This window comes from Polaromonas aquatica, assembly GCF_050626995.1.
In the GTDB taxonomy this organism is placed as follows: Bacteria; Pseudomonadota; Gammaproteobacteria; order Burkholderiales; family Burkholderiaceae_C; genus Polaromonas; species Polaromonas aquatica_A.
The window spans coordinates 811,562-836,343 of sequence record NZ_CP192467.1; the positions used below are offsets into that span (position 1 = coordinate 811,562).

Here is a 24,782-nt window from a genome sequence, read left to right on the forward strand (position 1 = left end):
TTGCCAACGGCGGATGCGCGTCCGGCCCAGGCTCACTTCGCGTTCACGATGCCTTTGAAGTCATAGGGCACCACAATCGTGTGCACCTTGCCCGCGGCAACACCTTCGGCGATCTTGAGGTTGGCCATGGCGTTCATGTAGCCGATCGCCCCCGCGTTGGCGTTCAGGGCGGCAATGCGTTCTGCCTCTTTTTTGGCGGTCTGGACCTCAACTTCCTTGGTCTTCAACTCGTTTTGCGCACGCACCAGCTCGTTGGCGCTGTGGACGATCACGTCAGCGGGTGTGATGGCACGCACCTGGATCTGGGACACCGTGATCTTGTCCGCCAGTTTTTCTTCGCTCAATGTTTTGATGACGTTTTCGCGGATTTTCTGCTCAATGGCCGGCCGGTTATCGGCCATCTTGAGTGATTCATATTCGCGCGCGACCTTGTAGGCCGCGTTGCGCGCGCTCATCGCCACGTAGTTCTGCATCAGCAGGATGTCGCCGCCTTTTTCAGACAGGCCATGAAAGGTCCTGTTTTTGGTGGTCCACAGTTCGGAAACAGCCGTCGGGTTGACGTTGTAGACCACCGTCATGTCAAAGTCCTTGACGGTTGAGTTGTCGGACGCCAGGGGCGTCATGTTGTCCACCGCCACCGCCACATCCTGGATCTTGAACGTCACGATGTCCCCGATCAGCGTTTGGTTAAAGGAACCCGGAAGGCGTTCCGTCGGGTCCGTGGTCTTGTCAAAATTGATGCGCAGGCCCACTTCACCGGTTTCAATACGGGTACACCCGGCAAGCAGTGCGAGTGTCAGGACTGGAATCAGCGTGAAGATAGTGCGTTTCATGGTCATTTCCTGGTGGCGGCCATGCAGGCCGGGGAGCGCCGTTTTTTAAGGTAGCGCCACCACGGCGCACCGGGCCAGATTATGCGGGACAGGATATGGGACCAAAGCCAACCGGCCACACGGCTTATCAATAATTTCAAAGCCGCAGGACCAGAATTCACGCAGCAGCGCAAGGACGAGCGCTACCATGGCGGCAGCTTTCCCCAAAAATACCGTCTGGAGACTCCATGCCCGTGATCACCAACATCGAAGACCTGCGCGTTCTGGCCAAAAAACGGGTGCCCCGCATGTTCTACGACTACGCCGACTCCGGCTCATGGACGGAAAGTACCTACCGCGCCAACGAAAGCGACTTCCAGAAGATCAAGCTGCGCCAGCGCGTAGCCGTCAACATGGAAAACCGCAGCACAGCCACCACCATGATCGGCCAGCCCGTGGCCATGCCGGTGGCCATCGCGCCCACGGGCCTCACGGGCATGCAACATGCCGACGGTGAAATTCTCGGTGCGCGCGCCGCCAAAAAATTCGGTATCCCGTTCACACTGTCCACGATGAGCATCTGCTCCATCGAAGACGTGGCCGCCGGTACCGACCGCCACCCCTTCTGGTTCCAGCTTTATCTGATGAAGGACCGGGCCTTCATTGAAAGCCTGATAGACCGCGCCAAGGCGGCCAATTGCTCGGCGCTGGTGCTGACGCTGGACCTGCAGATTCTCGGCCAGCGCCACAAGGATTTGAAGAACGGCCTGAGCGCACCGCCCAAGCCGACACTCTCCACCATCCTCAACCTGATGACCAAGCCGCGCTGGGGCCTGGGCATGCTGGGCACCCCGCGCCGCGGCTTCGGCAACATCGTCGGCCACGTCAAGGGCGTCGAAAACATGGGTTCGCTCTCGGAGTGGACAGCCAAACAGTTCGACCCCGCGCTCAACTGGGGCGACGTGGAGTGGATCAAGAAGCGCTGGGGCGGCAAGCTGATCCTCAAGGGCATCCAGGATGTTGAAGACGCGAAGCTCGCCGTCAATTCAGGCGCGGATGCGCTGGTGGTGTCCAACCATGGCGGCCGCCAGCTGGATGGCGCAATGTCTTCCATTTCGTGCCTGCCAGAAATCATCGCGGCAGTCGGCAACCAGATCGAGGTGCATATGGACGGCGGCATCCGCTCCGGCCAGGATGTGCTCAAAGCCACTGCCCTGGGCGCCAAGGGCACTTACATCGGCCGGGCTTTCCTGTATGGCCTCGGTGCGATGGGTGAAGAAGGCGTGACCAAGGCACTGCAGATCATCCACAAGGAGCTGGACCTGACCATGGCCTTCTGCGGGCGCACCGACATCAAGGCGGTGGATACCAGCATTTTTGTGCCGGGTACTTACTGAGCCTGAGCGGTAAACACCATGGCCTTCCTGGGACAAGCTGCCGTCGCAATGTGGTGGAACATGGCGGCCGAGCATCGGGAAGAGTTCGAACACTGGCATTCCCACGAGCACTTTCCCGAGCGCATGGGCATCCCTGGTTTTCTGCGCGGCTCACGCTGGTCCAGCGTCGACAGCGCGGAAGGTTTCTTCGTCCTGTATGAGCTGGAGAACTATGAAGTCCTCACATCTCCCGGCTACAGGGAACGCCTGAACAACCCGACGCCCTGGTCCACCAAGATGATGCCGCACCACCAGGACATGGTTCGAAGCCAGTGCCGCCTTCTTCACAGCAGCGGAGGCGGTATCGGCGGTCATGCACTGACCTTGCGGCTGTCACCTGCCGAAGGCCGCGATGCGGAGCTGCTGAAGCATTTCTCTGCGATGGGCGCGTCATTCGCCAGCCAGCCCGGCGGCGTCGCATTTCATGTGCTGCGCACCGAGACGCCCCAGGCCGCCAGCACAAAGGAGCAGCAAATTCGCGGAGGCAAGGACAAGGCGGCTGATTGGATCGTGGTCGCCATTGCCTATGAAGCGTCGGCGCTGGATGCCCTGCAGCGGGAGACGCTCGGCGAAGAGATCGAGCGCCACGGCGCCCTGCCCGGCGCGCTGGCCGGACGCTACCAGTTGGCCTGTGCTGCCAGTGCAAATGACTTGAAGTGAGGGCCAGAAAACCGTAGGTGAGTCGCTGCGTACCAATCCGGGTCAATAACCCAACGGAAACCACACGCCGCGTTGCGTCACCACGCCTATATTGGGCCGCACGTGGTGCTCGTCCAGCGTGTTGACATCAACATCTGCAATCACAGAGCAGGCCGGCAACGACTGCTGAAACACGCGGTCTTTCAGTATTTGAACGGCGTCGTCATGGCTATAGGCGGTTACGCCACAACCAGCGCCCAATATGGAAAAGGGCGGGAGGTCTTTGAAAGAAAACCAGAACCGGTGAAGTTGGGGCATGACTATTTCGCCATCTCAGGCCTGAGACGATATCTCATAGTCCATCACATACGAATGCTTCCCGTCAGCGATCTGGATGGTGAGCGCTCCGCTCAAACCCGCGAGTTCATCGGTGCCCGAATCCGGCACCACGCTGACGCTCAGCTGCGGCACACCACGGTTCATGGTGCCGCTGTGCTGGAGCACAAAGCTACCGCTTTTGCCGTGCAACATGCCGGTCACGCGCTCCATCGCAACATAGCCTGCCGAGCCTTTGACTGCCGTCCCGGCGCTCAGCATCTCGCCCTGGCTGGTGGCCTGCAGGTCACCGCTGAAGGTCTTATTGATGGAGAGGCGTCCCATCAGCGGCCCGGCGTCCGCATTGGCCAGGGGTTGGGGCAGGAGTTTGACTTCAAAGGTTCCGGTGGCGTGAGTGGGCATAGCGTTGGCTTTCAAGAGAGGGGGCAAAGCCGCTGATGATGCCCGAACCGGCAGGTGCGATCAATCCGAGGTTGCCAGCCAGTACGCAAAATCATCAGGCATCGCGATATACCGTCAGGAGTTCTTTTTCCAGTGCTTCGCCAGCGATGTGGATGACCACAGTTCGCTCCAGCTTAATCACTGGGTGAGTTGCGCAGTTCTTGGAGAACCAGAACGCTTCGGAAAGAGGCTCATCAGCATGCCAGGTCGTCATCACGAACTTGTCCTCAGGAATGTCTGCGAACTCGAACTGCTCTATGTTGGCCATGTCCACCGAGTCATCCCATGAGCTGCAACTGGAACCCCAAGCCATCATGTACAGACAGCCTGAGCGGACAAGCCAGTTGCTCAATTCGGTTTGCCAGAACCGTGAAACCTCGGCATCAATCACCACGACCGCTCGATACGGCGGTTGTACTGTCACAGGAGGCAAAGGACTTCCTGGCTTCAAGTGTAAATACTCAGCGGAATTTCGCATGGAAATCAGTATCGCCGCTGTTGCTCTGGTCTACCTCTGCCCAAACGGCCTGGCCGGTACCGTCTTCAAATACGCATACAGCGCCTGCGCATCGACATCATTCAGCGCGCGCAGCGACTCAAAAGGCATTACGGCAATCGCCGTGCCGTCGGGGCGCTTGCCGCTGCGCAGCATGGCGACAAAGGCGTCGGCGTTTTTGTAGCGCGGCATCGCGCTGCCCTCCCCCGGTGTCAGGTTGGCGGCGGGTGCCCAGTCGGGTGGGCCGCCGGGGATCTTGCCGCCGGCCAGGGTCGCGCCGTGGCAGCCTATGCACATATTGGCGACATAGGCACCGTGAGCCGGCGTCACGCCTTCGGCAATGGGCCTGGCTGGCGGCAGCGCGTGGTCGATCTTTTGTGCGGCGTCCTTGATCAGGTCAAAAGCATAGAGAATGCGCACCGGCATCGGCACATCCAGCACGGCCGCCCCGCCTGGCGTGGGTGGCAGGCTTTTCACATAGGCTACCAACGCTCCCAGGTCTTCGTCGGTGAATCTGTTGTAGTCTTCACTGGGCATGACGAACACGGGACGGCCGTCGGGCTTGACGCCGTGGCGCACGGTGCGCACCCAGTCTTCGGTCCTGTAGCGCGCCACCACATTGCCCTCACTGGGCGTGATGTTGGGGCCGGCCAGGCGCATCTTGCCGTCATTCATGAATTCGCGGCCGGCGCCGGCAGCGCCGTGGCAGTCGGCGCAACCGCGTGAGCTGTACAGATAGGCACCGCGTTCCAATGCCTGGGCCGTGGCCGGAATGGTCACCGGCTGCACGCTGACCTTGATCTGCCGCTGGCTTTTGCTGTCGGCCATCTGGCTACCGACTACGGCCACACCGGCCACCAGTACCACCGCCACGCCGACCAGGCCGGCAGTCCATTTGATCCATCGCTTCATCGCGTCTTGCCCCGTCTTCGTTGCGTGCGGGCTCGCCCGACGTGTTGCTGCGCCACATTCGCACGCCTGTGCTGTTTTTGGGCAAAGGCGAGATTTTAGAAAGTCTCCCAAGAAAATGACAGGGTAAATATTTGCCTGTGCATGGGTGCCCCCAGGAGGGCAAAGCAAATCAAATAGGGCCAAATCCTGTCATAACAGCTGATGCCAGATGCGGGCTATAGCGCCGGACCCACGCGCAAGATACAGGCTAATTGCTATGCTTGCCGGGTGAGTGCCCCGTCCCCTTCCACCCCAGCCAAAATCCGCCGCATTGCCCACCTCGACATGGACGCTTTTTTCGCGTCTGTCGAGCTGCTGCGCTACCCGCAGCTCAAGGGCCTGCCCGTCGTCATAGGCGGCGGCTGGCGCAAGGTTGACGAGGAACTACGAGCGGCACAGGGCGAGCGGGCGCTGCGCTTTATTCCGGTGGAAAGCTTTCCGCTACTCAAGGACTATGTGGGTCGCGGCGTGATCACCACGGCCACCTATGCGGCGCGGCAGTTCGGTGTGGGCTCGGCCATGGGGATGATGAAGGCTGCCAAGCTGTGCCCGCAGGCCATCGTGCTGCCGGTGGATTTTTCGGAGATCCGCAAATACTCGCAGCTCTTTAAAAGCACCATCACCGACATCGCGCCGCTCATGCAGGACCGCGGCGTGGACGAGGTCTATATCGACTTCACCGACGTGCCGGGCGGCCAGCGCGAAGGCGGGCGCGTGCTGGCGCGGTTGATCCAGAAAGCGATTTTCGAGAAGACGGGCCTGACCTGCTCCGTCGGCGTGGCGCCCAACAAGCTGCTGGCCAAGATGGCGAGCGAGCTCAACAAGCCCAACGGCATTTCCATCATTTACGAGGCGGACCTGCAGGAAAAGATCTGGCCGCTGCACGTGCGCAAGATCAACGGCATCGGCCCGAAGTCTGGTGACAAACTGGCGAGGCTGCACATCCACACCATCGGCGAGCTGGCCGCGCAAGACCCGCAATGGCTGATCGACAACTTCGGCAAAGCCACCGGCGCCTGGATGCACGAGGCTGCCTGGGGCCGGGATGACCGCCCGGTGGTTACCGAGAGCGAGCCGGTCAGCATGAGCCGCGAAACCACCTTTGACCGCGACCTGCATGCGGTGCGCGACAAGGCGACGCTGGGCGCGATCTTCACCGACCTGTGTGAACGGCTGGGTGAGGACCTGCAGCGCAAGGGTTATGTGGCCAAAACCATTGGCATCAAGCTTCGCTATGACGACTTCAAGATCGCGACACGCGACCAGACTTCAGACACTTACACCGCGGATGGAAAAACCATCCGCCAGTTGGCGGGGCTGTGCCTCAAACGGGTACCGCTGGACAAAAAACTGCGCTTGCTGGGCGTTCGCGCGTCCACGCTGGCCAAGCCCGGCGAAGAAGGCATTTATGAACAAAAAATGCCTACTCCCCAATCAGGACGGGCGCAAACAGCTCCTGAATCGATAGCAACCGACCAGCTCTTCTAACCGGCTTTAACCGGCTCCGCTAGCGCGCCACCAGGACAATCTCATCCTGGTGGTTGGCGATGTGGAAGGTGTGGGCCAGTGAAAAATCAGCCTTGCTGAGCGCGCCGTAGGCAAAGTGCGGCTTGAGCGCGCCCTGGTGCCCGGCAAAGCGGGTGATGGCCGCGCGCAGCCGCGCCGAAGCAGGCCGCCAGTCGCCTTCACGGCTAAGTGCCGCAGCGCCCGGGATGGGCTCGCTCAGGCTGTGGCTCATTTGCCCGCGCCATTTAAAAAACGCGAAGGCTGCGGCGCCCGCCGTGTTCTGGAACGCCGCGCTTTTCGGCTGCGGAAAACCGTCCAGGCTCATTTCCACGCTTTGCGCCATATGCTCCATCACCGACACCAGGGGCCATGGGCCGGTGGTTTTGACGCTGGCGGCCTGGTCGACCTTGTCCAGCCAGCGCAGCGCTTCATCCAGCGACTGAACTTTGGGCAAATCGGCCATGACAAATCCTCCGGTGAAAGCCAGTGTGGTGGTGGCTAGAAAGTCGCGTCGTTTCATGGCTGCGATGGTACAGCCAGGCCGTCACGCCGGAACAAACGCCCTGGCACGATGGCGACACCGCCGGCTGGCCGCGCCGTGAAGATCAGAACCCGGCAGGTCCATCAAACGGCTGAGTCCTACAGGCCCGGCGCTGCGGCTGTCTCCAGAATGTCCTCCTGGTTTGCAGCGCCGGGGCACCGGACTTCCGCTGCATATCCCTGATAAAACTGCCTCCAGGCCGTTATAAATGGGCGCAACATGCTATCAAATTCATAGTAAAACATCCTTCAGACACCACAAACATCTCCAATGCCAGGCGTACGCCCCACCTCACCTTCAGCCAAAACCCAACCCGGCCTGCGGGGCACCGGCCTGGTGTATGTGAGCGACGACATGCCTGGGCTGAGCCGGCTGAAAAGCGGCAAAGGCTTTCGCTACCGCAACGCCGCAGGCCAGTGGATCAAGGACCCGGAGGAAATCCGGCGCATCCAGAAGCTGGCGATTCCGCCGGCCTACAGCCGGGTCTGGATTTGCCCGCAGCCCAACGGCCACCTGCAAGCCACCGGCTACGACGCGCGGGGCCGCAAGCAGTACCGCTACCACCCTGACTGGCAGACCCAGCGCAACGACAGCAAATTCGAAAGGCTGCAGGCCTTCGGCGAGGCCCTGCCCCGCATACGTGCGCGTGTGGCGCGCGATCTGGTGCCGCACCGCAACCAGCCCGTCACGCGCAGCCTGGTGCTGGCAACACTGGTGCGTTTGCTGGACACCACGTATGTGCGCGTCGGCAACGACGAGTACGCCCGGGAAAACGGCTCCTACGGCCTGACCACCCTGCGCAATCCGCATGCCGGCGTGCGCGGCAAAACGCTGCAGCTGCGCTTTCGCGGCAAGAGCGGCGTGATGCAGGAGCTCAAGGTGGACGACCCCAAAGTGGCGTCCGTGGTGCGGCGCTGCCAGCAGTTGCCGGGACAACTGCTGTTTCAGTATGAAGATGAAAAAGGCGAGTTGCGCGCCGTGGGTTCGGGGGACGTCAACGACTACCTGGCGGAGATAACGGCTCCATCCACAAGAAGCAGACATGCGTCGACACAAGTTCCCCATCAAACAGGGGCCGCGGAACTGGCTTTGCCAGGCAGCAGGCGCAGCGGCCCCCTCGGGGGGCAGGACGCTACACGCAGTGAACAACCGTGGGGGCAACATTTCACGGCCAAAGACTTCCGCACCTGGCACGGCACGGTGCAGGCACTCGAGTTGACCCGGCTGGCGTGCGGCGGCAACGGTAATGGCGCAGCCGGAGCAGCCAGCGCTTATAGCGCCAAAGCTGTCCTGCAGGAGGTGGCCCGCCTGCTGGGAAACACACCGGCCGTCTGCAAAAAATCCTATATCCATCCGGCCGTGCTGGCGCTGGGGACCAGCCTGGCACAGGACGCCGCAGCCATGAGCACCTTGTGGCCCCAACTGGAATCCGGCAAAAAATTGCGCCGTCTCTATGCGGCCGAGCACCGGTTGCTGGCATTTCTGAATCGGCGCCACCGTATGCTGAAAGCGCAAACCGCAGCGGCCGGAAAGCAGGTGAAAACGAAAAAAACTGCGGCATGAGCTTCTTCAGCACCGCCGCCGTGCGCGGCACTTCATCTCATGGCTGGGGTCTCACCTCAACGGTGCCTCACTTCAATGTAGCCAGATAGGCAATCAGGTCGGCGCGTTCCGCCGCACTTTCCACCTGGAAACCCATGCGCTGGCCGGCCACCAGTTGCTCGGGGTCTTCCAGCCAGGCGTTGAGCGTTTGCGGTGTCCAGCGCAACCGCGACCGCGCCAGTTCTTCTGAATACTGGTAACCCGGCAGGCTGCCCACGCGGCGGCCCATCACGCCCCGGTGCGCTGGCCCAATTTTGTTGCCGTCCACCGCATGGCATGCCGTGCAGCGCGCCTGGTACAGCGCCCTGCCGCGTGCGATGTCGCCCGGTGGCGGGCTGGTCCACTCCCGGGGCGGGGCTGGCTGGGCATTCGCCGAAGTGAGGATGCCCGCGGCGAGCAGAAACATCGCGCAGCACGTTTGGACGAACAGACCGAAGGGTGCGAGCGAAGAGTCAGTGGGCATTTATTCATCTCGCTTTTGAAATGTTAAGGAAGCGGTGCACGGTGGGGTGCGACGCGACTGGTGGGGATACGCAGCTTCGTCACCCATGGATTCATGGTGCTATTGGCAGATAGGATTTTTTCGTTGCGCGCTCGTCTGAGGGCGGCTGGCCGGGGGTTGCCCGGCGGCAAGTAACTTTCTTTTGCTTCGCCAAAAGAAAGTCACCAAAGAAAAGGCGACCCGCAGTCTGGGTCCCTACGCTTCGCTTCAGGCAACCTGCGCTGCTCGACTCCGGCGGCGTTCCGCAGAACTCGCTACGTTGCACTTCGCTCAAACAACTGCGGCCCGACCTTCCGCCTCCGTCTGCGCTGCTCGGCCCAGCCAGGACGGGGAAGTCCGAAGAGAGAACACCAATACCAACAAGGACACGCCACGGCGTGTCCTTGTTTCTTCCGGTTTTGGTATTCCCTCCTCACCCCCTTCTGTATGCGCCGAGGAGCACAGGACCAGACGGATCAGGGCAAAAACTTGTTTGAGCGAAGCGAGTTGTTTTTGACCCCGGCTGGACCGAGCACCGCAGGTTGCCCCGTAGCGCAGCGAAGGGGACGCAGACAGCAGGGTCGCCTTTTCTTTGCTTACTTTCTTTTGGCGAAGCAAAAGAAAGTGAGTTGCATGCCGGGCAACCCCCGGCCAGCAACCCTCAGCAAAGAGCACTCAATCAAACCAACCAAACACCCCCAATCAGGCAATTCCCAAAAAAGTTGAATCCAGTCCCCTCCACCCCCCGTATTCCAACCAACAAGCACGTTTATTCGAATCCCCTGCCCCACCGTCTCACCCAGCCGACACCACCCCCAAAACCATGCGCAAAATCTTCACCCCACTCCCCCTGCTAGCAGGCCTGCTGATCAGCGCAGGTGCCCACGCCGACACCGGCAAGCTCCTCCTGACCGGCGGCGTCAGCACGATTGAAGGCGCGGCCGGCGGCGGCCTCACGCCATGGGCCGTCATCGGCAGCAACGCCACTGCCGATGAGATCGGCGGCTCCGCCTATATCACCCACGTCGGCACCACCGACTATGGGCTGAATGTGTACGGCGCTGCGGTCGGCATCCACGACCGTTATGAGCTGTCGATCGCGCAGCAGGACTTCAACACCCGCGGCACCGGCGTGGCGCTGGGCTTGCCCGGGCTGCACCTGAAGCAGACCATCGTCGGCGCCAAGGTGCGCGTGCTGGGAGACGCCGTACTCGACAGCGACACGCTGATGCCGCAGGTGGCAGTGGGCGTGCAGTACAAGACGCTGGGCTCCACCGGGCTGGACAACACACTCACTGCACTGGGCGTCAAACGCCACGGCGTGGATGTGTATGTCAGCGCCACCAAGCTCTTTCTCGGGCAGAGCGTGCTGGTCAACGGCACGCTGCGCGCCACCAGGGCCAACCAGAACGGCCTGCTGGGCTACGGCGCCACGCTGGGCGGCAATGAAGACAAATACACGTTGCAGCCGGAATTCTCGGTAGCCTGGCTGGTCAGCAAAAACGTTGCCATCGGCGCTGAATACCGCTTCATGCGCAACAAGCTCGAGGGCGCCGGCCGCGCAGCCGGCCTGGGCAACGGGTTGCGCTCCGGAGACTGGAAAGACATCTTCATTGCCTGGGCGCCGACCAAAAACCTCTCGCTCACGCTGGCCTATGTCGACCTGGGCGTGATCGTGCCGGCCACCACGGCCAGCCGAAAACAGACCGGGTACTACCTGTCGGCCCAGGTCGCTTTCTGAGCCTGACGAACCCTCACGACCATTCAAGGAACCGCCCCATGAAAAACCCTTTTATTTCTCTTACCCTCGCGGCTGGCCTGCTCGTGGCAGGCGCTGCATTTGCCCAGACGGCACCCAAAGACGACCAGCTCTACAAGGCCTTCGGCGAAAAGGCCGGTCTGGTCGCGCTGATGGACGACTTCATGGTCCGCCTGCTGGTCGACCCGCGCACCGGCCCGCACTTCAAGCCGTCCAACCAGCAGCGCGTGAAAGAGCAACTGGTGGACCAGCTCTGCGCCCTGAGCGGCGGCCCCTGCACCTACAAGGGCGCAGACATGAAAAGCGCGCACGCCAACCTCGAGATCAAAAAGTCGGACTTCCACGCCCTTGTGGAAGTGCTGCAGCAAAGCATGGACGCCAGGGGCATTCCTTTTCGCAAACAAAATGAAATGCTGGCGCTGCTGGCGCCCATGAACCGGGACATCATCACGCCCCCAGAAACGGCGGCCAGGCCATGAGGAAAGCAATCCCGCGCCTGGTGATCAGGCTCACAACCATCGGCACGTTACTCGGCACGCTCCTCGCCATGGGTACGGCAGCGCAGGCGGGCAATCTCGTGGTGTCCGTTCTCGACAAGGACGGTAAACCGGTGCAGGACGCCGTGGTTGTGGTGGTCCCGGCCAACAAAAGCGCGCTGCCCAGAACGCCTCTGGCGGCGCAGGCCACAATCAGCCAGGAAAAGATGCAGTTCATCCCGGCAGTGACGGTGGTTGCCGTGGGGGCCAAGGTGAATTTCATGAACAACGACCCCTGGGATCACCATGTGCGCAGCTCACCGGCCGGCATGGGCCAATTCAACACCACGAACGCCGGCTTCGAGCTACGGCTGGAAGGCAAGTCCGACGGAAAGCCGGGCAAGTCGAGCGAAGTGACACTGGACAGGGCCGGGGTGGTCGGGGCCACTTTGCTGGGGTGTTTTATCCATGGCTCAATGCGCGGCTATATCTACGCCAGTGAATCTCCCTGGGCGGCCAAAACCAGTTCTGAAGGCATCGCGACTTTTGAGGACCTGCCCGAAGGCGCCGCACAGCTGAAGGTCTGGCACCCCGACCAGCTGGTGGACATCGCGCCGCAGCAGGTCACCGTGGGAGCCGTGCTGGCCAAGAACGTCATGCAGCTCACGGTGGTGCCGCGGCGGCGCAGGTCCTGAGCAAGCTCGGCACATAGCCGCGCGCATCAGGACCTGTAGGTTCTTGGTTCTTATCTGTGGGTTTTCATCGCCGGCTGTCGTCTTTCTGGGAATCCCGCTCCAGCGGCTCCAGCGGTGCCAGGTCGGATGAATACACACGGTCGCCTATTTGCATCGCCCGGCCCTTCTCCCAGGCAGCTTCAAAGGCCGCGAGCTCTTCCGCCGTGGCGTGCTCCCGGCGCCGCACCGGTGGCGGTGAGCCGGCCGCGTCCTGAGCCGTGCGCAAGGGGACGGGCCGGCTGCTCCCGAAGCCCTGGATCTGTTCATTGACCTGCCAGTACACGCCGCTGACCAGCAGGTTGTAACGCGCAACGGCATTTTTGACGATGGCCGCACCCACCTCGGCCAGCCGGGCCGGCCCGCCTTCCCGGTTATCCAGAAAGTCCGTGGAAAGGTCCACCAGCACCAGGTACTGGTGGCCTCGCTTGTCGTTACGCACCACACGGAATTTGTAGCTGGCCGACAAAATACCGTGGGCTTGCATGGTCACCCGAATGGCCTCAAACAGCATCTCGCGCCTGAACTCCATGCGCTCGTCGAGGTTCATCTTGACCGGCCCCGTTTCCGGCCCCGTGACCTCGGGCTTGGGGCTCTTGCTGGCGCTGAAAAGGTTCTTGAGCACGGACATTGCGGGGCCTCGCTTCCTCTGGCTTTATGGTCAGGCTGTGTGGGTCAGGCGTGGGGTGCGGTGAAAAACACGTAGTCGGCGGTATAGCCTTCCTTGACGCGTTTTCCCGCATCGGCCGGCGTGGCGCAGCCTTTGGCCGGTGCATTGCCGCCCTCGGTGTTCAGGCGCTGCACGCTGGTGACGGTGGCCATCTTGCCCCGGGTGCCGGCGGATTTTGCCGTCAACAGCAGCAGCGGGATGTCGGCGGGACGCTCGCCGTCGGCGCGCGCTTTGACGGTGCCCACGGTTTTGCTGCCGTCCAGCGCAGTCCAGTGTGGACCAGCGCCATGGGTGCCGACTTTTTCGTCTTTCTGGTTGAAGAGGTCTGCCTCCGGCGCCACAAACACCCAGGCCCAACCGCCCTTGTCGCTGGCGCGGCATTCGTAAATCTGCGAGCCCACCGCGTGCCAGGTGAAAGCCACGCGTTCGCCATCGGCCGGCTTGAGCGCAGCGGGAGCCGGCTTGCCGGCATCGACCGGTGCGGCCGGCCCACCGGCGCAGGCGCTGAGCAGCAGTCCGGTAAACAGCGCGGCGGCCGAAAAGCGGGCGTGGAACCGGGGTGGGGTGGCGGGTGCAATCGGTGTCATGGCGATCTCCTGAGAGGGAGCCCTGCAAATAGTGACAGGTCCCCGGGTTAAATGAAAGTAAAAAAGACAGTAAAAAAGCCCCAACAACCCCATGGCCGGAGGGGGTGCGGCCCGGCGCGGCGTCCGGCCTACCCGAGACAAACGCCGCCCGACGGCAATCGGATGCAGGGTTTTTCAAAAAAAGGCGCTTCCCCCGTCCACGCCTGCGGCAGCGGCGAAACGCCCCAGGAACTCCCTATACTCAGCCGCATGAAGCCGGCCCCCGACACGGACACCCGCAGCCTGCAGGCGCTGATCGCCAGCGCGGGGCAAGGCGACCACGCCTGCTTTGCCCAGGTTTATGAACGCACCCATACGCATCTGTTTGGCGTTGCCGTACGTATATTGGGACAAGGACACGCGGCCGAAGATGTGCTGCAAGAGGCGTACGTGAGCATCTGGAAAAACGCAGCCGCCTACCGCAGCGAGGTAGACGGCCAACCCATTCAACCGATGACGTGGCTGATCGCCATCGTCCGCAACAAGGCGCTGGACGCCTTGCGCGCCCGCACGCGCCGCAAGGAAAGCGAATTGCCCGAATCCGGTGATGTGGATGAGGAAGACACCGAAACCACGGCCACGCCAAGCCCCAGCGCCATGCAGCTGCTGGAGCAAGCCACTGAAGCCTTGCATATTGATGGCTGCATGAACGCACTGGAAGGCAGCTACCGCCAAAGCCTGGCACTGGCGTATTACCAGGGCCTGTCGCACACCGAAGTGGCGGCGCAAATGGGCGCGCCGCTGGGTTCAGTGAAGGCGTGGATACGGCGCGGGCTCGATAAGCTCAAGGGCTGCCTGGCGGCGCAAGGGGTGGTGGCGTCATGAGATACACCAGCCCCGAACTGCTCGAACACCTTGCATCGGCTTATGTGCTGGGCACGCTGCACGGTGGCGCGCGCCGGCGCTTTGAGCGCCTGTTGCGCGACCGCGCCGATGTACGCGCACGGGTCACGCAATGGGAAGCCAGGCTGGGTCAGCTAGCCACATCGGTGCCGGCGCACAAACCTTCCGCAAAGGTATGGGCCGCCATCGCCGCACGCACCAAGCCCACGGCACCGCAACGGGCGCTGCAGGCAAAACCGTCCTGGCTGGGCTGGCTCAAGCCGGCAGGTTTTGGCTTGGGCGGCCTGGCTGCGGGTGTGGTCGCGGCCAGCGCGTTCTTTCTTGCCATGCCGACACTGTTCATGTCCAGCGACCAGCTCGCGATGCGCTCGGGCGAAAGGCTGCCGCAAAGTTATGTGGGCCTGCTCACCGACGCCCAGGGCAACGGCAAGCTGCTGGTGAGCTCACTGCGCCACGGCAAGACCATGACGGTCAAGGTCATAGGCCCGATCACGCCGCCGGCCACCGGCACCCTGGTGCTGTGGGCGGTGCCGGCCAGCGGCCCGGCGTTCTCGCTGGGCACCGTGCCGGCCAGCGGCTCGGCGGTGTCCATGCTGCCCGACACATCGGAAAAGCTGCTGTCCAAGGTCAGCAAGCTGGTGGTGACGCTGGAGGCCAGCGCCACACCCGCCACCCCCAGCGCAACGGTGGTGTTCAGCGGCAACTGCGCCAAGCTGTGGTGAGCGGGCCGGCATCCAGGCTTCACGGCATGCAATTCCTTCTTTTATGGTGCGCCGCGCGGTGACTGTTTTTCTCGTGGTCGTGGTGCTCGCTTATCTGGGCATCTGCGCGGCTTTGTTTGCATTTCAACGTTCGCTGATCTACTTCCCCCAGCCGAAGTCATGGGGCGGCCCGGCCACGACGCTCCACCTTCAGACACCCGACGCGGACCTGGTGCTGACAACCCGACCGGCGGCCGGCCCCAAAGCCATTCTTTATTTCGGAGGCAACGGCGAAGACGTGTCGGCCAACCTGCCGTCTTTTTCAGATGCTTTCCCTGCGCACGCCATCTATCTGCTGCACTACAGAGGCTACGGGGGAAGCACCGGAAGCCCGACGGAAAAAGCGATTCAAAGCGACGCGCTCGCCGTGTTTGACCATGTGCGCAGGACGCACCCCAACATTGCTGTGGTGGGCCGCAGCCTGGGCTCGGGCGTTGCCATTCAGGTCGCCAGCAAAAGGGAGGTCTCTCGCCTGGTGCTGGTCACCCCTTACAACAGCCTGCAAGAGCTCGCCATGAACCAGTTCCCGTGGTTCCCGGTCAAGTGGCTGTTGACCGACAGGTTCGAGTCCTGGAAGCACGCAGGCCAGATCACCGCGCCCTCCTTGCTCATCGCGGCGGAAAACGATGAGGTGATTCCAAAGCAGAGTTCAGAGCAGCTGTTTGCGCGCTTCAAACCGGGCACGGCTACGTTTGAAGTGTTGCCGGGCACATCCCACAACACCATCTCGGACAGTCCCCGCTACCTCCCCTTGCTGCAATCGGTGCTGTGATTTTCCGGCCATGAGCGCTATTGGCGCCCCCGGCCCGACTATTGCATGCAGGAAAATGCGGGATGCCGGGTTTGCGGCATCCCGTCGGGGAGAGTTGCCGCCAGTGGTACCCTTTGCACGGGAGGCAACGGCCCCAATCCAGGTAGGTACCGTAAAAAAAGGAGAACCAGCATGAACGCCAGCCTCAAATTTTTTCTATCCCTCGGTGTGGTCACCGCTACCCTCCTCGGGTGTGCAACACCACCGCCGACCACGGCAACGTCTGCGATCAAGCCCACGGAGTTGCGGCTGGAGTGCGCGGTAGCCAAAGCAGATGTCCCGAACGCCGATTACGTCGGTCCCTATGCGGGCGTTGAAAACATCGTCCCCGTGAAACTGATGGCTCAGGACACCTATTGCTCTGACGCCCTGAAGGCCATGCATTTCCCGCGGGGCTTTGTCTCCATCTATGGCAGCTCCCGTATCCGCGAGAAAAATGCCGCCTGCGACGCGCGCGGTGAGAACTGCAACGACACCATCAGGGCGGCAAACGATGCCATCTACGCAGACATCCGGAATTTTGCTTACGCATGGACCACGCGTTATGGCAAGCAGTACCCGATCATGACGGGCGCGGGCCCGGGCCTGATGGAAGCCGGCAACCGCGGTGCAAAAGAGGCGGGAGGCCCCAGCGTCGGGTACACCACCTACTACGACCGATCGACGGCCAGCGACGCGCTGAAGCCCTATGGTGGCGACCCGAAGCAGGCCTTGAATGCCTATGTGACCAACGGTCTGATTTTTTCCAGCATCTCCATCCGCGAGCTGGCGATGATCAAGCACTCGGCCGCCATCGTGATTGCGCCAGGAGGGACCGGCACCGAATGGGAAATGTTCCAGATCATCGAGATCATCAAAAGCAGGCAGCTGACCAGGGTTCCGGTGTATCTGGTGGGCAATCGCCAAATTCACTGGCAAAGCCTGGACGCGCGCCTGAACGACATGATGGCACGCAAGACCATCAACAAGGATGAAGTGGCATTTTTGAAGTATGTGGAAACGAGTGCAGAGCTGGTCAAACAACTCAGTGCAGACATGCGGCTGAACTGAGTTATTCAGGCACTCACTCCATGCGGCGCATCCGTTGAACCTTGTTCGTGGCCTTTTGGACCGGATCATCCTGATTGGCACCGATCAGTTGCACACGCACTTCAAGCAAGCACGGCCGTGCTGAAGGTGCTGCCCGGAACCTCCCACAACATGGTCTCGCAGCATCCCCAGTACCTTTCGCTGTTTCAGTCGATGCTGTGAGCATTCAACACCTCTTTGCAAAACACGCCGTGATGGACCACGCCGCATTCACCACTCAGGGCTTCGCACTCGTTCCGCAGGTGCTGACTGCCACCCAGTGTGAAGCGGCGGCCTCGCGGCTTGCCGGGATGTCCACCAACTCGGCGGGAACACGTTGCCTGTTGTCGGAGGCCTGGTGCCAGGCGCTCGCAGCAAGAGTGCGCCGGCATGCATCGATGGCCCCCCTGGTTCCGGCCGGTTTTGCGGCGGTGCAATGTACCTACTTCGAGAAATCGGCGTCGCGCAACTGGCTGGTTCCGGTGCACCAGGACCTGAGCATTCCAGTGGCAGACCATGTGGAACACGCGAGCCTGAGCGGTTGGTCCAGGAAAGAAGGCACGCTTTATGTCCGACCGCCCGCCGAGCTGCTGGAGCAGCTGGTGGCGGTGCGTTTGCACATCGATGCCTGCGGCGCCAGTGACGGCCCGCTGCGCGTGGTGCCGGGGTCCCACCTGTACGGCCGCATGCAAGCGAAGGATGCTGCAGCAGCCCGCCAGGTCCAAAGCGAGTTCACCTGCACGGCCGGGCAAGGCAGCGCGATGGCCATGCGCCCGCTGCTGCTGCATGCTTCGTCCAGATCCACCGGCGGCAACATGCGCAGGGTGCTGCATTTTTTGTTCGGCCCGCGGGTACTGCCTTTTGGCCTGCGCTGGCAGCGCGCCATTTGAATTGCGCCGCACGGGCAGGCAGCCCGCGTTCCATTTCACAAGGAAAACGATGAGTGTCTTGAAGATTGCAGCCTTTTCTGACGGAAACACCGGCGGCAACCCCGCTGGCGTGATGATCGCCGACCAATTTCCGGACGACCGTGAGATGCAGCGGATCGCCGCGGAGCTGGGCTTCTCGGAAACAGTATTTGCCGTTGCAAGCGGCGCTGGCTGGCGGGCGCGCTACTTTTCGCCGGAATCCGAAGTGCCGTTTTGCGGCCATGCAACGATAGCCCTGGGCGCAGCCCTGGCCCTTCAGCACGGCGATGGCGTGTTTGCGCTGACCCTGAACCAGGCCAGCATCACGGTTGAAGGCCGGCGCAACGGGGAGACGATCACCGGAACGCTGCAATCGCCGCCCACCCGCAGCCAGGCTGCCCCACAGCCGCTGGTGCTGGCAGCCCTGGCGCTGTTCGGCTACACGCCGGATGACCTGGATCCCCGTATTCCGCCCGCATTGGCCCATGGCGGCGCAGACCACCTGGTATTGGCTCTGAAAAGCCGCGACAAACTGGCGGCCATGCAATACGACCTGGGCACGGGTCGCGAACTGATGAACAAGGCGGGACTGGTGACCATCCTCCTGGCCTATGCGCAAACACCCCGGCTTTTTCACACCCGCAATCCCTTTGCCTCCGGCGGCGTGTACGAAGACCCGGCCACAGGCGCGGCAACAGCCGCTTTTGCAGGTTATCTGCGCGACCTGGAGTGGCCGCACGGCGGCGCGATTGATATCGTGCAGGGTGAAGACATGGGCATGCGCTCCTGCCTGCGCGCGGAAATTCCACCCAGCCCCGGCGCCTCGATCAAGGTGTCAGGGACAGCACGGGTCATGCATGAGCTGGTTTAGGGGATTTACAAATAAATTACAACTTGACCTGCATCCGTTTTTCAGCTTTCCTCGTTTGTCTTAGGTGCTGATTTGCAGCGCATCTCAATCAACCGATATTCAAGGAGCCCGACATGACCACTTTTTCCATCCGCAACTTCTTCGCATTCCCCGTGATCGCCCTGGCCCTGGCCGGTGCAGCGATGGCGGCCGACATCGAAACCACACCGGCCAAAAACGCCCAGGTCGACGACTTTGCCGCCGGCAAGAAAGCCATCAGCGCCAAGAACTGGTCGGAGGCCGTGAGCAGCTTTAACAAGGTGGTGGCCAAGGACCCGAAAAATGCCGACGCCTACAACTACCTCGGTTACTCCAACCGCTGGATGGGCAAGTACGACGAGGCCTTTGCCGCCTACGGCAAGGCGCTGGCGCTGGACCCCAAGCACAAGGGCGCGCTGGAATATTCAGGTATTGCCTACCTGAAGACCAACCAGAAAGCCCAGGCCGACGCGCAGCTGGCCAAGCTGCAGGCGATTTGCGCCAGCTGTGAAGAAACCCGTGACCTGGCCAAGGCCGTGGCCGAGTACAAGCCAGCCGCCAAGTAAGCCGCCCTTGAACCGCCACCATTGCGGCGCGGCATGCGCTGCAATGGTTTCCTGTTGCCGTTCACCTCCCAGGCGATGCCCAGGGCTTTTCGCCTCCCGGCGCACACAAGAGCCAGCCTCTGAATGCGCGGCCTCTGTTGACCCGAAAGAAAACAATGACTGACGCTGATCGCATCAAATACCTGCGCATTGCCCTGGTGCTGATAGGGGTGACGTTCACTTTCGGCCTGTGGCCGCTCACCGTCGTCTGGCCTTCAGGCTGGTCGTGGCATGCGGAAGGGCGTTCGTACTACCTGGAGATGATCCTCGCCCTTTATGCAACGCTGGGGATCTTCCTCATGCTCGCCGCCCGTAACCCTCTCTTGCACCGCAGCCTCATCTGGTTTACCGTCTGGTCCAGCATTGCACACGGCGGGGTGATGGCAGTGCAGTCGTTTCAGGGCCACCACAACATGGGCCATCTCTGGGGTGATGTCCTGGCGCTGTTCGCGGTCGCGGCTGTGCTGGCATTGCTGACTCCCCGCGAAGCTTAAGCCGAAAGAATCCCATGCCCAAGCTAACACGCCCTGCTTCCCGGATACTGCCATCCGCTCTGTTTTTCATAGCTGCTTGCGCAATACCCATATGGTCTGCAGCCGGAAACATTTCCATTCAAGTGCTCGACAAGGAAGGCAAACCGGCGCCCGACGCAGTGGTGGTGATCATGCCCGCCAGCAAAACCGGCACGCCTAAAACTCCGTTGCCTACCCAGGTGACGATCTCCCAGGAAAAAATGCGTTTTGTACCGGCCGTGAGCGTGGTGGCCGTGGGCGCCAAAGCCCAGTTCGTCAACAACGACCCTTGGGAACACCATGTGCGCGGTTCGGCCGCAGGTGCCGCGCAGTTCAACGCCACCGCAGGTGAGGGGTTCGAACTTCGGCTCGACGGCAAACCTGAAGGCAAACCGGCCAAAACCGCAGACGCAACCTTCACCAAGGCCGGCGCGGTACTGCTGGGCTGCCATATCCATGGCTCCATGCGCGGGCACGTGTATGTGAGCGAATCGCCGTGGGCCGCGTTGACGGGCGCCGACGGCATGGCGCAGATTGAACAGTTGCCTGAAGGCACCGCACAGATCAGGGTCTGGCATGCCGACCAGCTGATCGATATCCCGCCCCAGAACTACACCGTGACAGGCTCACCCGCCAAACTTACGCTGCAGCTCAGCGTCGTGCCGCGCCGCCGCCGGATTTAGGTTTTAGGATTAGCCGGACGGCACTCCCGTCAATCCGGAAACCTTTCGACGCGCTTCTTGCGGTTTTCAGGCCTTTCGGGTCGTTGACAGAAACTTTCACGAAACTTACATTGAAGCTTCCGCACGGAGGCTGCTGTATGTTTGACCCGTCTGACCGTCCCCACTCGCCCACGTCCGCCCCACCGCCGTACTGGCATCACGTCACGCTGGCGCAGTTGCAGCGCGTCAAGGACTGGCGCGAGGCGCAGCGCTCAACGCATCCCCTCGAATGCCAGCTCTGGGAGGTGGTCCTGACGGCCTGGCTCCTGGGCTGGACGGGCTGGCTGCCGGCCTACGCCTTCGAGGCGGTATGGGCTTATCCGCTGTGCGTGCTGGGCATCCTGGCGCCGCGGCTTTATGTGTATGCGCGGGCACGGGCACATGCGGCGAGGCGTCTCAGGTGTGACTGGCTGGACCTTGTGACCTGAGTGGGCCTCACTTAGAGTGGCGACATGAACGCCACTACCCTCACCCCTCTGAGTCCTCTCACCTGCTTTCAACTTTCGACCACCGGCCACGTCGCCCACCTGGTGCTGAACCGCCCTGAGGCGATGAACACCATGCACCCCACCTTCTGGCGCGAGCTGGATGCGGTGCTCACACACCTCCACAAGGCCGGCGAGGCGCGCGTGCTGGTGATCTCCAGCACGGGCAAACATTTCAGCGCCGGCATGGCACTGGAAACCTTTGGCAGCGAGATCGCCCTGGACGACACCAGTCCCGAAGGCCGCGCCGCCATCTTTGACATGCTGGGGGACATGCAGTCCACCTTCACCAAGCTCGAAACCCTGCGCATCCCGGTGATCGCGGCGATCCAGGGCGGCTGCATCGGCGGCGCGGTCGACATGGTGACAGCCTGCTGCCTGCGCTACGCCACCGCCGACGCATTCTTCTGCATCCAGGAAATCAATATCGGCATGGTGGCCGACGTGGGTACGCTGCAGCGCCTGCCCAAGCTGGTGCCGCTGGCCGTCGTCAAGGAACTGGCCTACACGGGGCGGCGGATGCCAGCGGCTAAAGCGCAGGGCTACGGGCTGGTCAATGAAGTGTTTGATTCAGCCGAAACCATGCTGGCGGGGGCCATGCAGTGCGCCGCGGAAATAGCCGCCAAACCGCCCGTGGCGATCTGGGGCACCAAGCAGGCGATTCACTACACCCGCGACCACTCAGTGGATGACGCGCTCAAGCAGATGGGCTGGCTGCAGGGCGCGATCTGGAGCAACGCGCATGTGCGTGAGGCGGTAACGGCCATGAAGGAGAAGCGCGCGGCCGGTTTTCCCGCACTTACACCCATCAAGAATTTCAATGAATTCGGTCTCTAGCCAATACAAGACGGGCGCAAGCAGCTATTGATTTAATAGCAATTATTGGCGGGCGGTGCGAACGGCAGGCGGCAACGCCTGCGGATGGCTGGTGCGGAACGGGTTGATGTCCAGCCCGCCTCGCCGTGTGTAGCGCGCATACACGGAAAGCTTCATGGGTTTGCAGCGTGTCCAGATGTCCATGAAGATGCGCTCGACGCACTGCTCATGGAACTCGTTGTGGTTGCGAAAGCTCACCAGGTATTGCAGCAGGCCTTCCTGGTTGATCTGCGAGCCCGCATAACGGATCTGCACGCTGCCCCAGTCGGGCTGGCCGGTCACCAGGCAGTTGCTTTTGAGCAGGTTGCTGGTCAGTGTCTCTTCCACCGGCGGCTCGTCGAATTCGGCAAACAGCAGCTCGGGCGCAGGCGTGAAGTGGATGCATTCGACGTCCAGGCGGTCCAGGTTGAGGCCATCAAGCTCATGTACAGGCTCGCGGTCAAACAGCTCGGGGCCCAGCGTCTTGATGCCGACACCCATACCGACGACGGCATTGAGGTCTGCGCGTATGCGCTCGCGCACATCGCGCGCGTCGGCAAAGCGGGTGTTGTTGAAGCTGTTGAGGTAGAGCTTGAAGGACTTGCTCTCCACGATGTTGGGTGACTCGCAGGGCACGGTGACCTGCGCCAGCGCCACCTGCGGCTTGCCGCGCATATTGAGCCAGCTGAGCTCAAAGGCCGTCCACATGTCGGCGCCGAAAAACGGCGGCGTGCCGGTAATGCCGATCTCGGCACGTTTGCCTTCACGCGGGATCGGGAAGAGCAGCGAGGCGTCGTATTGGTCGACATAGGCCGACGACTTGCCGAGCTGGGATTGTTCAGGGGTGTTCATGCGCCCATTTTCGCCGCTAAGCGGCTCCAGGCCAGAACCGCCTGCCCAAAGCCCCGGGCTGTGGGGCTATATCAGCTGGCCGCTTTGAAATGCGGAATCAGCAGCGCCAACAAACGGTCAACAACACCGGGCGGCAAATCGTGGCCCATGCCTTCGATGCTTTCGAAACGCGCACCGGGAATTCTTCGTGCCGTGTCTTCCCCGCAGGCCATGGGTACCAGCCGGTCTGCCTGGCCGTGCAGCACCAGCGTCGGCACCGCCACCCTGGCCAGCGCCGTGGCGCGTGCACTGTCGGCGGCAACGGCCACCATCTGCCGAAGCACCCCCTGCGGGTGGAAGCTGCGCTGCGCCGCAGCGGTGACCTTTTCGCGAATCTCGGCATCGTCCATGGGAAAGCCCGGGCTGCCAATGGCCTTGAGCAGCTTCACCGTGTGGTCGATGGCGGCTTGCATGCCTCTGCCGGCAGGCCGGCTGAGCAGCACACGGGCCACCGCCGGGCTGGCCTCCGGCAGGCCGCGTGCGCCGCTGGAGCTCATGATGCTCGACAAGCTCAGCAGGCGCGATGGCGCCAGCACCGCCATGCGCTGCGCGATCATGCCGCCCATGCTCACCCCCACCACATGCGCCTTGCCAATGTTCAGCGCATCCAGCACGCCTATGGTGTCAGCCGCCATGTCTTCGATGCTGTAAGGCGGCCGGATGCGCCAGCCCATGCGGAACTTGAGGCCCTCCCACAGCAGGCTGGGTGAGCCGAGATGGTCAAAGTGCTGCGAAAGCCCGATGTCGCGGTTGTCAAAGCGCACCACCCGAAAGCCCGCGTCGGCGATCGCCCGCACCATGGCCGGCGGCCAGGCAATCAGCTGCATGCCCAGCCCCATGATGAGCAGCACCACAGGCCGGTCCGTAGCGTCGCCGGGGTGGGTGTCTTCGATCTCGATATCGATGTTGTTGGTGCGTATTTTCATAACTGATTATGGTCCGCACACTCCGAGTCACGTCAATCGCCGCGTCCCCCATGCGTCAACATGGCTCACCCGCAAGCAGGGGCCGCGGAACTGGCTTCGCCAGGCCGCAGGCGCCGCCCCCTTGAGGGGAACGGGCTACACGAAGTGAGCCTGGACGGGGGTGTCAAATGAACTCCCGCTGCCGAAGCCACTTTGTGGCAATCCATTTCTCGCCGACGGTGACCGGTTCGCCGCCATGCAGAGTCCGGCTGGCGGGGTGTGCCAGCGGGTAACTGAAAAACACCGCATTGCCGCGGCGCGGTGCCACCCGGACTTCAATATCCGGGAACACCGTGGCGCCACCCTCCTCGGGCTCGTGCAGGTACATGATGAGTGTTGCCACGCGCTGGCCGCCACGCTGCAGGATGGCGGGCGTGCCGGGCTCGGTTGGGTCAAAGTAGTCGTAATGCGGTTTGTATTCGGTGCCGGGGCCGTAGTGAAGGACCTGCAGTCCTTCACCGTTTTCCTGCGGCCAGCCGAAGATTCTGGCAATGCGCGCCTCCACCTGGCGCACCACGGCGTTTTCAGCGCGCCTGAAAAACATGCCCTCGCTGGTGCGGTCAGGGTTGAGCTCCTCGCCGCCGGTCTTGGTGTCCACCGTCCGCGACCGTGCCAGGCGTGGCCGCGCGGCCTCCATCAGCGCCTCGCATTCATTCGGGCCCAACAGGTTCCCCAGCACGATGACATTCGGCTGCTGGGCATAAAAAAGTATCTCCACCCACTTGTCGCCGGCATCCACCATGTTGTTGCTGATCGGCAGGGCCAGCGCAGGCACGACGACGGCCGCCAGGTCTTCTGGCGTCAGCTGCACTGCGCGCGTAGCGGCATCGCGGTTCCAGCCGGCGGCCAGCATGGCGTTGAAAATTTCTTCCCGGGAGTGGCCGAGGTTTGCCTGCGCCATCATCCACGCGAGCACTTCCGGCGTGAGCTGCTGGTCAGTGCGGGCTGGGGAGCTCATGCGCGT

Annotated in this window: 30 protein-coding genes; 18 read left to right on the plus strand and 12 right to left on the minus strand. The window is 62.2% G+C overall.

Going from position 1 to position 24,782, the window contains the following annotated elements; translation table 11 throughout:
• Positions 1 to 32 precede the first annotated feature (32 nt).
• A complete protein-coding gene (locus ACQ4MS_RS03930; protein ID WP_431097869.1) occupies positions 33 to 833 on the minus strand; it encodes an SPFH domain-containing protein in 801 nt (266 codons plus the stop codon).
• 227 nt (positions 834 to 1,060) lie between these two features.
• Here ACQ4MS_RS03930 and ACQ4MS_RS03935 point away from each other — a divergent pair, with 227 nt between their 5' ends.
• Both ACQ4MS_RS03935 and ACQ4MS_RS03940 read left to right on the plus strand, forming a co-directional pair.
• A complete protein-coding gene (locus ACQ4MS_RS03935) occupies positions 1,061 to 2,209 on the plus strand; it encodes an alpha-hydroxy acid oxidase (RefSeq protein ID WP_431097870.1) in 1,149 nt (382 codons plus the stop codon).
• An 18-nt stretch (positions 2,210 to 2,227) separates the two neighbouring features.
• Positions 2,228 to 2,908 carry a hypothetical protein gene (locus tag ACQ4MS_RS03940; RefSeq protein ID WP_431097871.1) on the plus strand — a complete coding sequence of 227 codons (681 nt, stop codon included), beginning with the start codon at positions 2,228 to 2,230 and terminating at the stop codon, positions 2,906 to 2,908.
• A gap of 42 nt (positions 2,909 to 2,950) precedes the next feature.
• On the opposite strand, the gene ACQ4MS_RS03945 is transcribed toward ACQ4MS_RS03940, so the two are convergent.
• The 4 genes from ACQ4MS_RS03945 to ACQ4MS_RS03960 all read right to left on the minus strand — a co-directional run bounded on the left by ACQ4MS_RS03945 (position 2,951) and on the right by ACQ4MS_RS03960 (position 5,072).
• Positions 2,951 to 3,205, minus strand: coding sequence for a hypothetical protein (locus ACQ4MS_RS03945; RefSeq protein WP_431097872.1), 255 nt, complete (start codon positions 3,203 to 3,205; stop codon positions 2,951 to 2,953).
• A gap of 15 nt (positions 3,206 to 3,220) precedes the next feature.
• Entirely contained in the window at positions 3,221 to 3,625 is a 405-nt protein-coding gene (locus ACQ4MS_RS03950) for a DUF3224 domain-containing protein (protein WP_431097874.1), read from the minus strand.
• Positions 3,626 to 3,719: 94 nt separating this feature from the next.
• Entirely contained in the window at positions 3,720 to 4,142 is a 423-nt protein-coding gene (locus tag ACQ4MS_RS03955) for a DUF7684 family protein (RefSeq protein ID WP_431097875.1), read from the minus strand.
• 30 nt (positions 4,143 to 4,172) lie between these two features.
• Complete coding sequence (locus ACQ4MS_RS03960; RefSeq protein WP_431097876.1) at positions 4,173 to 5,072, minus strand: c-type cytochrome; 900 nt, start codon at positions 5,070 to 5,072, stop codon at positions 4,173 to 4,175.
• A gap of 267 nt (positions 5,073 to 5,339) precedes the next feature.
• Here ACQ4MS_RS03960 and ACQ4MS_RS03965 point away from each other — a divergent pair, with 267 nt between their 5' ends.
• Positions 5,340 to 6,599, plus strand: coding sequence for a Y-family DNA polymerase (locus ACQ4MS_RS03965; protein ID WP_431097877.1), 1,260 nt, complete (start codon positions 5,340 to 5,342; stop codon positions 6,597 to 6,599).
• Between the two features lie 19 nt (positions 6,600 to 6,618).
• Here the strand turns inward: ACQ4MS_RS03965 and ACQ4MS_RS03970 are convergent, their stop codons facing one another.
• Complete coding sequence (locus ACQ4MS_RS03970; RefSeq protein ID WP_431097879.1) at positions 6,619 to 7,137, minus strand: DUF1569 domain-containing protein; 519 nt, start codon at positions 7,135 to 7,137, stop codon at positions 6,619 to 6,621.
• Between the two features lie 291 nt (positions 7,138 to 7,428).
• On the opposite strand from ACQ4MS_RS03970, the gene ACQ4MS_RS03975 reads away from it, so the two are divergent.
• Positions 7,429 to 8,721, plus strand: coding sequence for a DNA topoisomerase IB (locus ACQ4MS_RS03975; RefSeq protein WP_431097880.1), 1,293 nt, complete (start codon positions 7,429 to 7,431; stop codon positions 8,719 to 8,721).
• A 67-nt stretch (positions 8,722 to 8,788) separates the two neighbouring features.
• Here ACQ4MS_RS03975 and ACQ4MS_RS03980 read toward each other — a convergent pair whose 3' ends face one another.
• Positions 8,789 to 9,223 (minus strand): c-type cytochrome, encoded by a 435-nt coding sequence (locus ACQ4MS_RS03980; protein WP_431097881.1) that lies wholly within the window; start codon positions 9,221 to 9,223, stop codon positions 8,789 to 8,791.
• A gap of 841 nt (positions 9,224 to 10,064) precedes the next feature.
• On the opposite strand from ACQ4MS_RS03980, the gene ACQ4MS_RS03985 reads away from it, so the two are divergent.
• Genes ACQ4MS_RS03985 through ACQ4MS_RS03995 form a run of 3 tightly spaced genes read left to right on the plus strand, consistent with a single transcriptional unit; the run spans position 10,065 to position 12,171 of the window.
• Complete coding sequence (locus tag ACQ4MS_RS03985; protein WP_431097882.1) at positions 10,065 to 10,982, plus strand: DUF3034 family protein; 918 nt, start codon at positions 10,065 to 10,067, stop codon at positions 10,980 to 10,982.
• 38 nt (positions 10,983 to 11,020) lie between these two features.
• On the plus strand, positions 11,021 to 11,479 hold the full coding sequence (locus ACQ4MS_RS03990; protein WP_431097883.1) for a group I truncated hemoglobin: 459 nt from the start codon (positions 11,021 to 11,023) through the stop codon (positions 11,477 to 11,479).
• A complete protein-coding gene (locus ACQ4MS_RS03995; protein WP_431097885.1) occupies positions 11,476 to 12,171 on the plus strand; it encodes a cupredoxin domain-containing protein in 696 nt (231 codons plus the stop codon). The genes ACQ4MS_RS03990 and ACQ4MS_RS03995 overlap by 4 nt, the downstream gene beginning before the upstream one ends.
• Before the next feature lie 64 nt (positions 12,172 to 12,235).
• Here ACQ4MS_RS03995 and ACQ4MS_RS04000 read toward each other — a convergent pair whose 3' ends face one another.
• On the minus strand, positions 12,236 to 12,838 hold the full coding sequence (locus ACQ4MS_RS04000; RefSeq protein WP_431097886.1) for a hypothetical protein: 603 nt from the start codon (positions 12,836 to 12,838) through the stop codon (positions 12,236 to 12,238).
• 44 nt (positions 12,839 to 12,882) lie between these two features.
• Positions 12,883 to 13,464, minus strand: coding sequence for a DUF3455 domain-containing protein (locus ACQ4MS_RS04005; protein ID WP_431097887.1), 582 nt, complete (start codon positions 13,462 to 13,464; stop codon positions 12,883 to 12,885).
• Between the two features lie 249 nt (positions 13,465 to 13,713).
• Here ACQ4MS_RS04005 and ACQ4MS_RS04010 point away from each other — a divergent pair, with 249 nt between their 5' ends.
• The 11 genes from ACQ4MS_RS04010 (at position 13,714) to ACQ4MS_RS04060 (ending at position 21,944) form a co-directional block, all read left to right on the plus strand.
• Positions 13,714 to 14,328 carry an RNA polymerase sigma factor gene (locus ACQ4MS_RS04010; RefSeq protein ID WP_431097888.1) on the plus strand — a complete coding sequence of 205 codons (615 nt, stop codon included), beginning with the start codon at positions 13,714 to 13,716 and terminating at the stop codon, positions 14,326 to 14,328.
• Entirely contained in the window at positions 14,325 to 15,068 is a 744-nt protein-coding gene (locus tag ACQ4MS_RS04015; RefSeq protein WP_431097889.1) for an anti-sigma factor, read from the plus strand. The genes ACQ4MS_RS04010 and ACQ4MS_RS04015 overlap by 4 nt, the downstream gene beginning before the upstream one ends.
• A 58-nt stretch (positions 15,069 to 15,126) precedes the next feature.
• A complete protein-coding gene (locus tag ACQ4MS_RS04020) occupies positions 15,127 to 15,879 on the plus strand; it encodes an alpha/beta hydrolase (protein ID WP_431097890.1) in 753 nt (250 codons plus the stop codon).
• A gap of 171 nt (positions 15,880 to 16,050) precedes the next feature.
• Positions 16,051 to 16,968, plus strand: coding sequence for an LOG family protein (locus ACQ4MS_RS04025; RefSeq protein WP_431097892.1), 918 nt, complete (start codon positions 16,051 to 16,053; stop codon positions 16,966 to 16,968).
• A gap of 233 nt (positions 16,969 to 17,201) precedes the next feature.
• The gene (locus ACQ4MS_RS04030) at positions 17,202 to 17,876 is read left to right on the plus strand and encodes a phytanoyl-CoA dioxygenase family protein (protein ID WP_431097894.1); all 675 of its coding nucleotides are present in this window, start codon (positions 17,202 to 17,204) and stop codon (positions 17,874 to 17,876) included.
• 49 nt (positions 17,877 to 17,925) lie between these two features.
• A complete protein-coding gene (locus ACQ4MS_RS04035; protein ID WP_431097895.1) occupies positions 17,926 to 18,765 on the plus strand; it encodes a PhzF family phenazine biosynthesis protein in 840 nt (279 codons plus the stop codon).
• A gap of 113 nt (positions 18,766 to 18,878) precedes the next feature.
• A complete protein-coding gene (locus ACQ4MS_RS04040) occupies positions 18,879 to 19,349 on the plus strand; it encodes a tetratricopeptide repeat protein (protein ID WP_431097896.1) in 471 nt (156 codons plus the stop codon).
• A 155-nt stretch (positions 19,350 to 19,504) separates the two neighbouring features.
• Positions 19,505 to 19,882 (plus strand): DUF6632 domain-containing protein, encoded by a 378-nt coding sequence (locus ACQ4MS_RS04045; protein WP_431097898.1) that lies wholly within the window; start codon positions 19,505 to 19,507, stop codon positions 19,880 to 19,882.
• A 122-nt stretch (positions 19,883 to 20,004) separates the two neighbouring features.
• Positions 20,005 to 20,583, plus strand: a complete 579-nt coding sequence (locus tag ACQ4MS_RS04050) for a cupredoxin domain-containing protein (protein ID WP_431097900.1) — start codon at positions 20,005 to 20,007, stop codon at positions 20,581 to 20,583.
• A 137-nt stretch (positions 20,584 to 20,720) separates the two neighbouring features.
• Positions 20,721 to 21,050: a hypothetical protein gene (locus ACQ4MS_RS04055; RefSeq protein ID WP_431097901.1), complete on the plus strand. Its 330-nt coding sequence runs from the start codon at positions 20,721 to 20,723 to the stop codon at positions 21,048 to 21,050.
• Between the two features lie 24 nt (positions 21,051 to 21,074).
• Positions 21,075 to 21,944 (plus strand): enoyl-CoA hydratase-related protein, encoded by an 870-nt coding sequence (locus tag ACQ4MS_RS04060; RefSeq protein ID WP_431097903.1) that lies wholly within the window; start codon positions 21,075 to 21,077, stop codon positions 21,942 to 21,944.
• A 42-nt stretch (positions 21,945 to 21,986) separates the two neighbouring features.
• Here ACQ4MS_RS04060 and queF read toward each other — a convergent pair whose 3' ends face one another.
• From queF to ACQ4MS_RS04075, 3 genes are all read right to left on the minus strand, one after another.
• Complete coding sequence (queF, locus tag ACQ4MS_RS04065) at positions 21,987 to 22,814, minus strand: NADPH-dependent 7-cyano-7-deazaguanine reductase QueF (protein ID WP_431097905.1); 828 nt, start codon at positions 22,812 to 22,814, stop codon at positions 21,987 to 21,989.
• A gap of 71 nt (positions 22,815 to 22,885) precedes the next feature.
• Positions 22,886 to 23,779 (minus strand): alpha/beta fold hydrolase, encoded by an 894-nt coding sequence (locus ACQ4MS_RS04070; RefSeq protein WP_431097907.1) that lies wholly within the window; start codon positions 23,777 to 23,779, stop codon positions 22,886 to 22,888.
• A 163-nt stretch (positions 23,780 to 23,942) separates the two neighbouring features.
• Positions 23,943 to 24,776, minus strand: a complete 834-nt coding sequence (locus ACQ4MS_RS04075) for a 2OG-Fe(II) oxygenase (RefSeq protein ID WP_431097909.1) — start codon at positions 24,774 to 24,776, stop codon at positions 23,943 to 23,945.
• Between the last annotated feature and the right edge of the window lie 6 nt (positions 24,777 to 24,782).

Coding starts and splice junctions, on each gene's coding strand:
- ACQ4MS_RS03930 (WP_431097869.1), bottom strand. CDS start 833: ATGAAACGCACTATCTTCACGCTGATTCCAGTCCTGACACTCGCACTG.
- ACQ4MS_RS03935 (WP_431097870.1), top strand. CDS start 1,061: ATGCCCGTGATCACCAACATCGAAGACCTGCGCGTTCTGGCCAAAAAA.
- ACQ4MS_RS03940 (WP_431097871.1), top strand. CDS start 2,228: ATGGCCTTCCTGGGACAAGCTGCCGTCGCAATGTGGTGGAACATGGCG.
- ACQ4MS_RS03945 (WP_431097872.1), bottom strand. CDS start 3,205: ATGCCCCAACTTCACCGGTTCTGGTTTTCTTTCAAAGACCTCCCGCCC.
- ACQ4MS_RS03950 (WP_431097874.1), bottom strand. CDS start 3,625: ATGCCCACTCACGCCACCGGAACCTTTGAAGTCAAACTCCTGCCCCAA.
- ACQ4MS_RS03955 (WP_431097875.1), bottom strand. CDS start 4,142: ATGCGAAATTCCGCTGAGTATTTACACTTGAAGCCAGGAAGTCCTTTG.
- ACQ4MS_RS03960 (WP_431097876.1), bottom strand. CDS start 5,072: ATGAAGCGATGGATCAAATGGACTGCCGGCCTGGTCGGCGTGGCGGTG.
- ACQ4MS_RS03970 (WP_431097879.1), bottom strand. CDS start 7,137: ATGAAACGACGCGACTTTCTAGCCACCACCACACTGGCTTTCACCGGA.
- ACQ4MS_RS03975 (WP_431097880.1), top strand. CDS start 7,429: ATGCCAGGCGTACGCCCCACCTCACCTTCAGCCAAAACCCAACCCGGC.
- ACQ4MS_RS03980 (WP_431097881.1), bottom strand. CDS start 9,223: ATGCCCACTGACTCTTCGCTCGCACCCTTCGGTCTGTTCGTCCAAACG.
- ACQ4MS_RS03985 (WP_431097882.1), top strand. CDS start 10,065: ATGCGCAAAATCTTCACCCCACTCCCCCTGCTAGCAGGCCTGCTGATC.
- ACQ4MS_RS03990 (WP_431097883.1), top strand. CDS start 11,021: ATGAAAAACCCTTTTATTTCTCTTACCCTCGCGGCTGGCCTGCTCGTG.
- ACQ4MS_RS03995 (WP_431097885.1), top strand. CDS start 11,476: ATGAGGAAAGCAATCCCGCGCCTGGTGATCAGGCTCACAACCATCGGC.
- ACQ4MS_RS04000 (WP_431097886.1), bottom strand. CDS start 12,838: ATGTCCGTGCTCAAGAACCTTTTCAGCGCCAGCAAGAGCCCCAAGCCC.
- ACQ4MS_RS04005 (WP_431097887.1), bottom strand. CDS start 13,464: ATGACACCGATTGCACCCGCCACCCCACCCCGGTTCCACGCCCGCTTT.
- ACQ4MS_RS04010 (WP_431097888.1), top strand. CDS start 13,714: ATGAAGCCGGCCCCCGACACGGACACCCGCAGCCTGCAGGCGCTGATC.
- ACQ4MS_RS04015 (WP_431097889.1), top strand. CDS start 14,325: ATGAGATACACCAGCCCCGAACTGCTCGAACACCTTGCATCGGCTTAT.
- ACQ4MS_RS04025 (WP_431097892.1), top strand. CDS start 16,051: ATGAACGCCAGCCTCAAATTTTTTCTATCCCTCGGTGTGGTCACCGCT.
- ACQ4MS_RS04030 (WP_431097894.1), top strand. CDS start 17,202: ATGGACCACGCCGCATTCACCACTCAGGGCTTCGCACTCGTTCCGCAG.
- ACQ4MS_RS04035 (WP_431097895.1), top strand. CDS start 17,926: ATGAGTGTCTTGAAGATTGCAGCCTTTTCTGACGGAAACACCGGCGGC.
- ACQ4MS_RS04040 (WP_431097896.1), top strand. CDS start 18,879: ATGACCACTTTTTCCATCCGCAACTTCTTCGCATTCCCCGTGATCGCC.
- ACQ4MS_RS04045 (WP_431097898.1), top strand. CDS start 19,505: ATGACTGACGCTGATCGCATCAAATACCTGCGCATTGCCCTGGTGCTG.
- ACQ4MS_RS04055 (WP_431097901.1), top strand. CDS start 20,721: ATGTTTGACCCGTCTGACCGTCCCCACTCGCCCACGTCCGCCCCACCG.
- ACQ4MS_RS04060 (WP_431097903.1), top strand. CDS start 21,075: ATGAACGCCACTACCCTCACCCCTCTGAGTCCTCTCACCTGCTTTCAA.
- queF (WP_431097905.1), bottom strand. CDS start 22,814: ATGAACACCCCTGAACAATCCCAGCTCGGCAAGTCGTCGGCCTATGTC.
- ACQ4MS_RS04070 (WP_431097907.1), bottom strand. CDS start 23,779: ATGAAAATACGCACCAACAACATCGATATCGAGATCGAAGACACCCAC.
- ACQ4MS_RS04075 (WP_431097909.1), bottom strand. CDS start 24,776: ATGAGCTCCCCAGCCCGCACTGACCAGCAGCTCACGCCGGAAGTGCTC.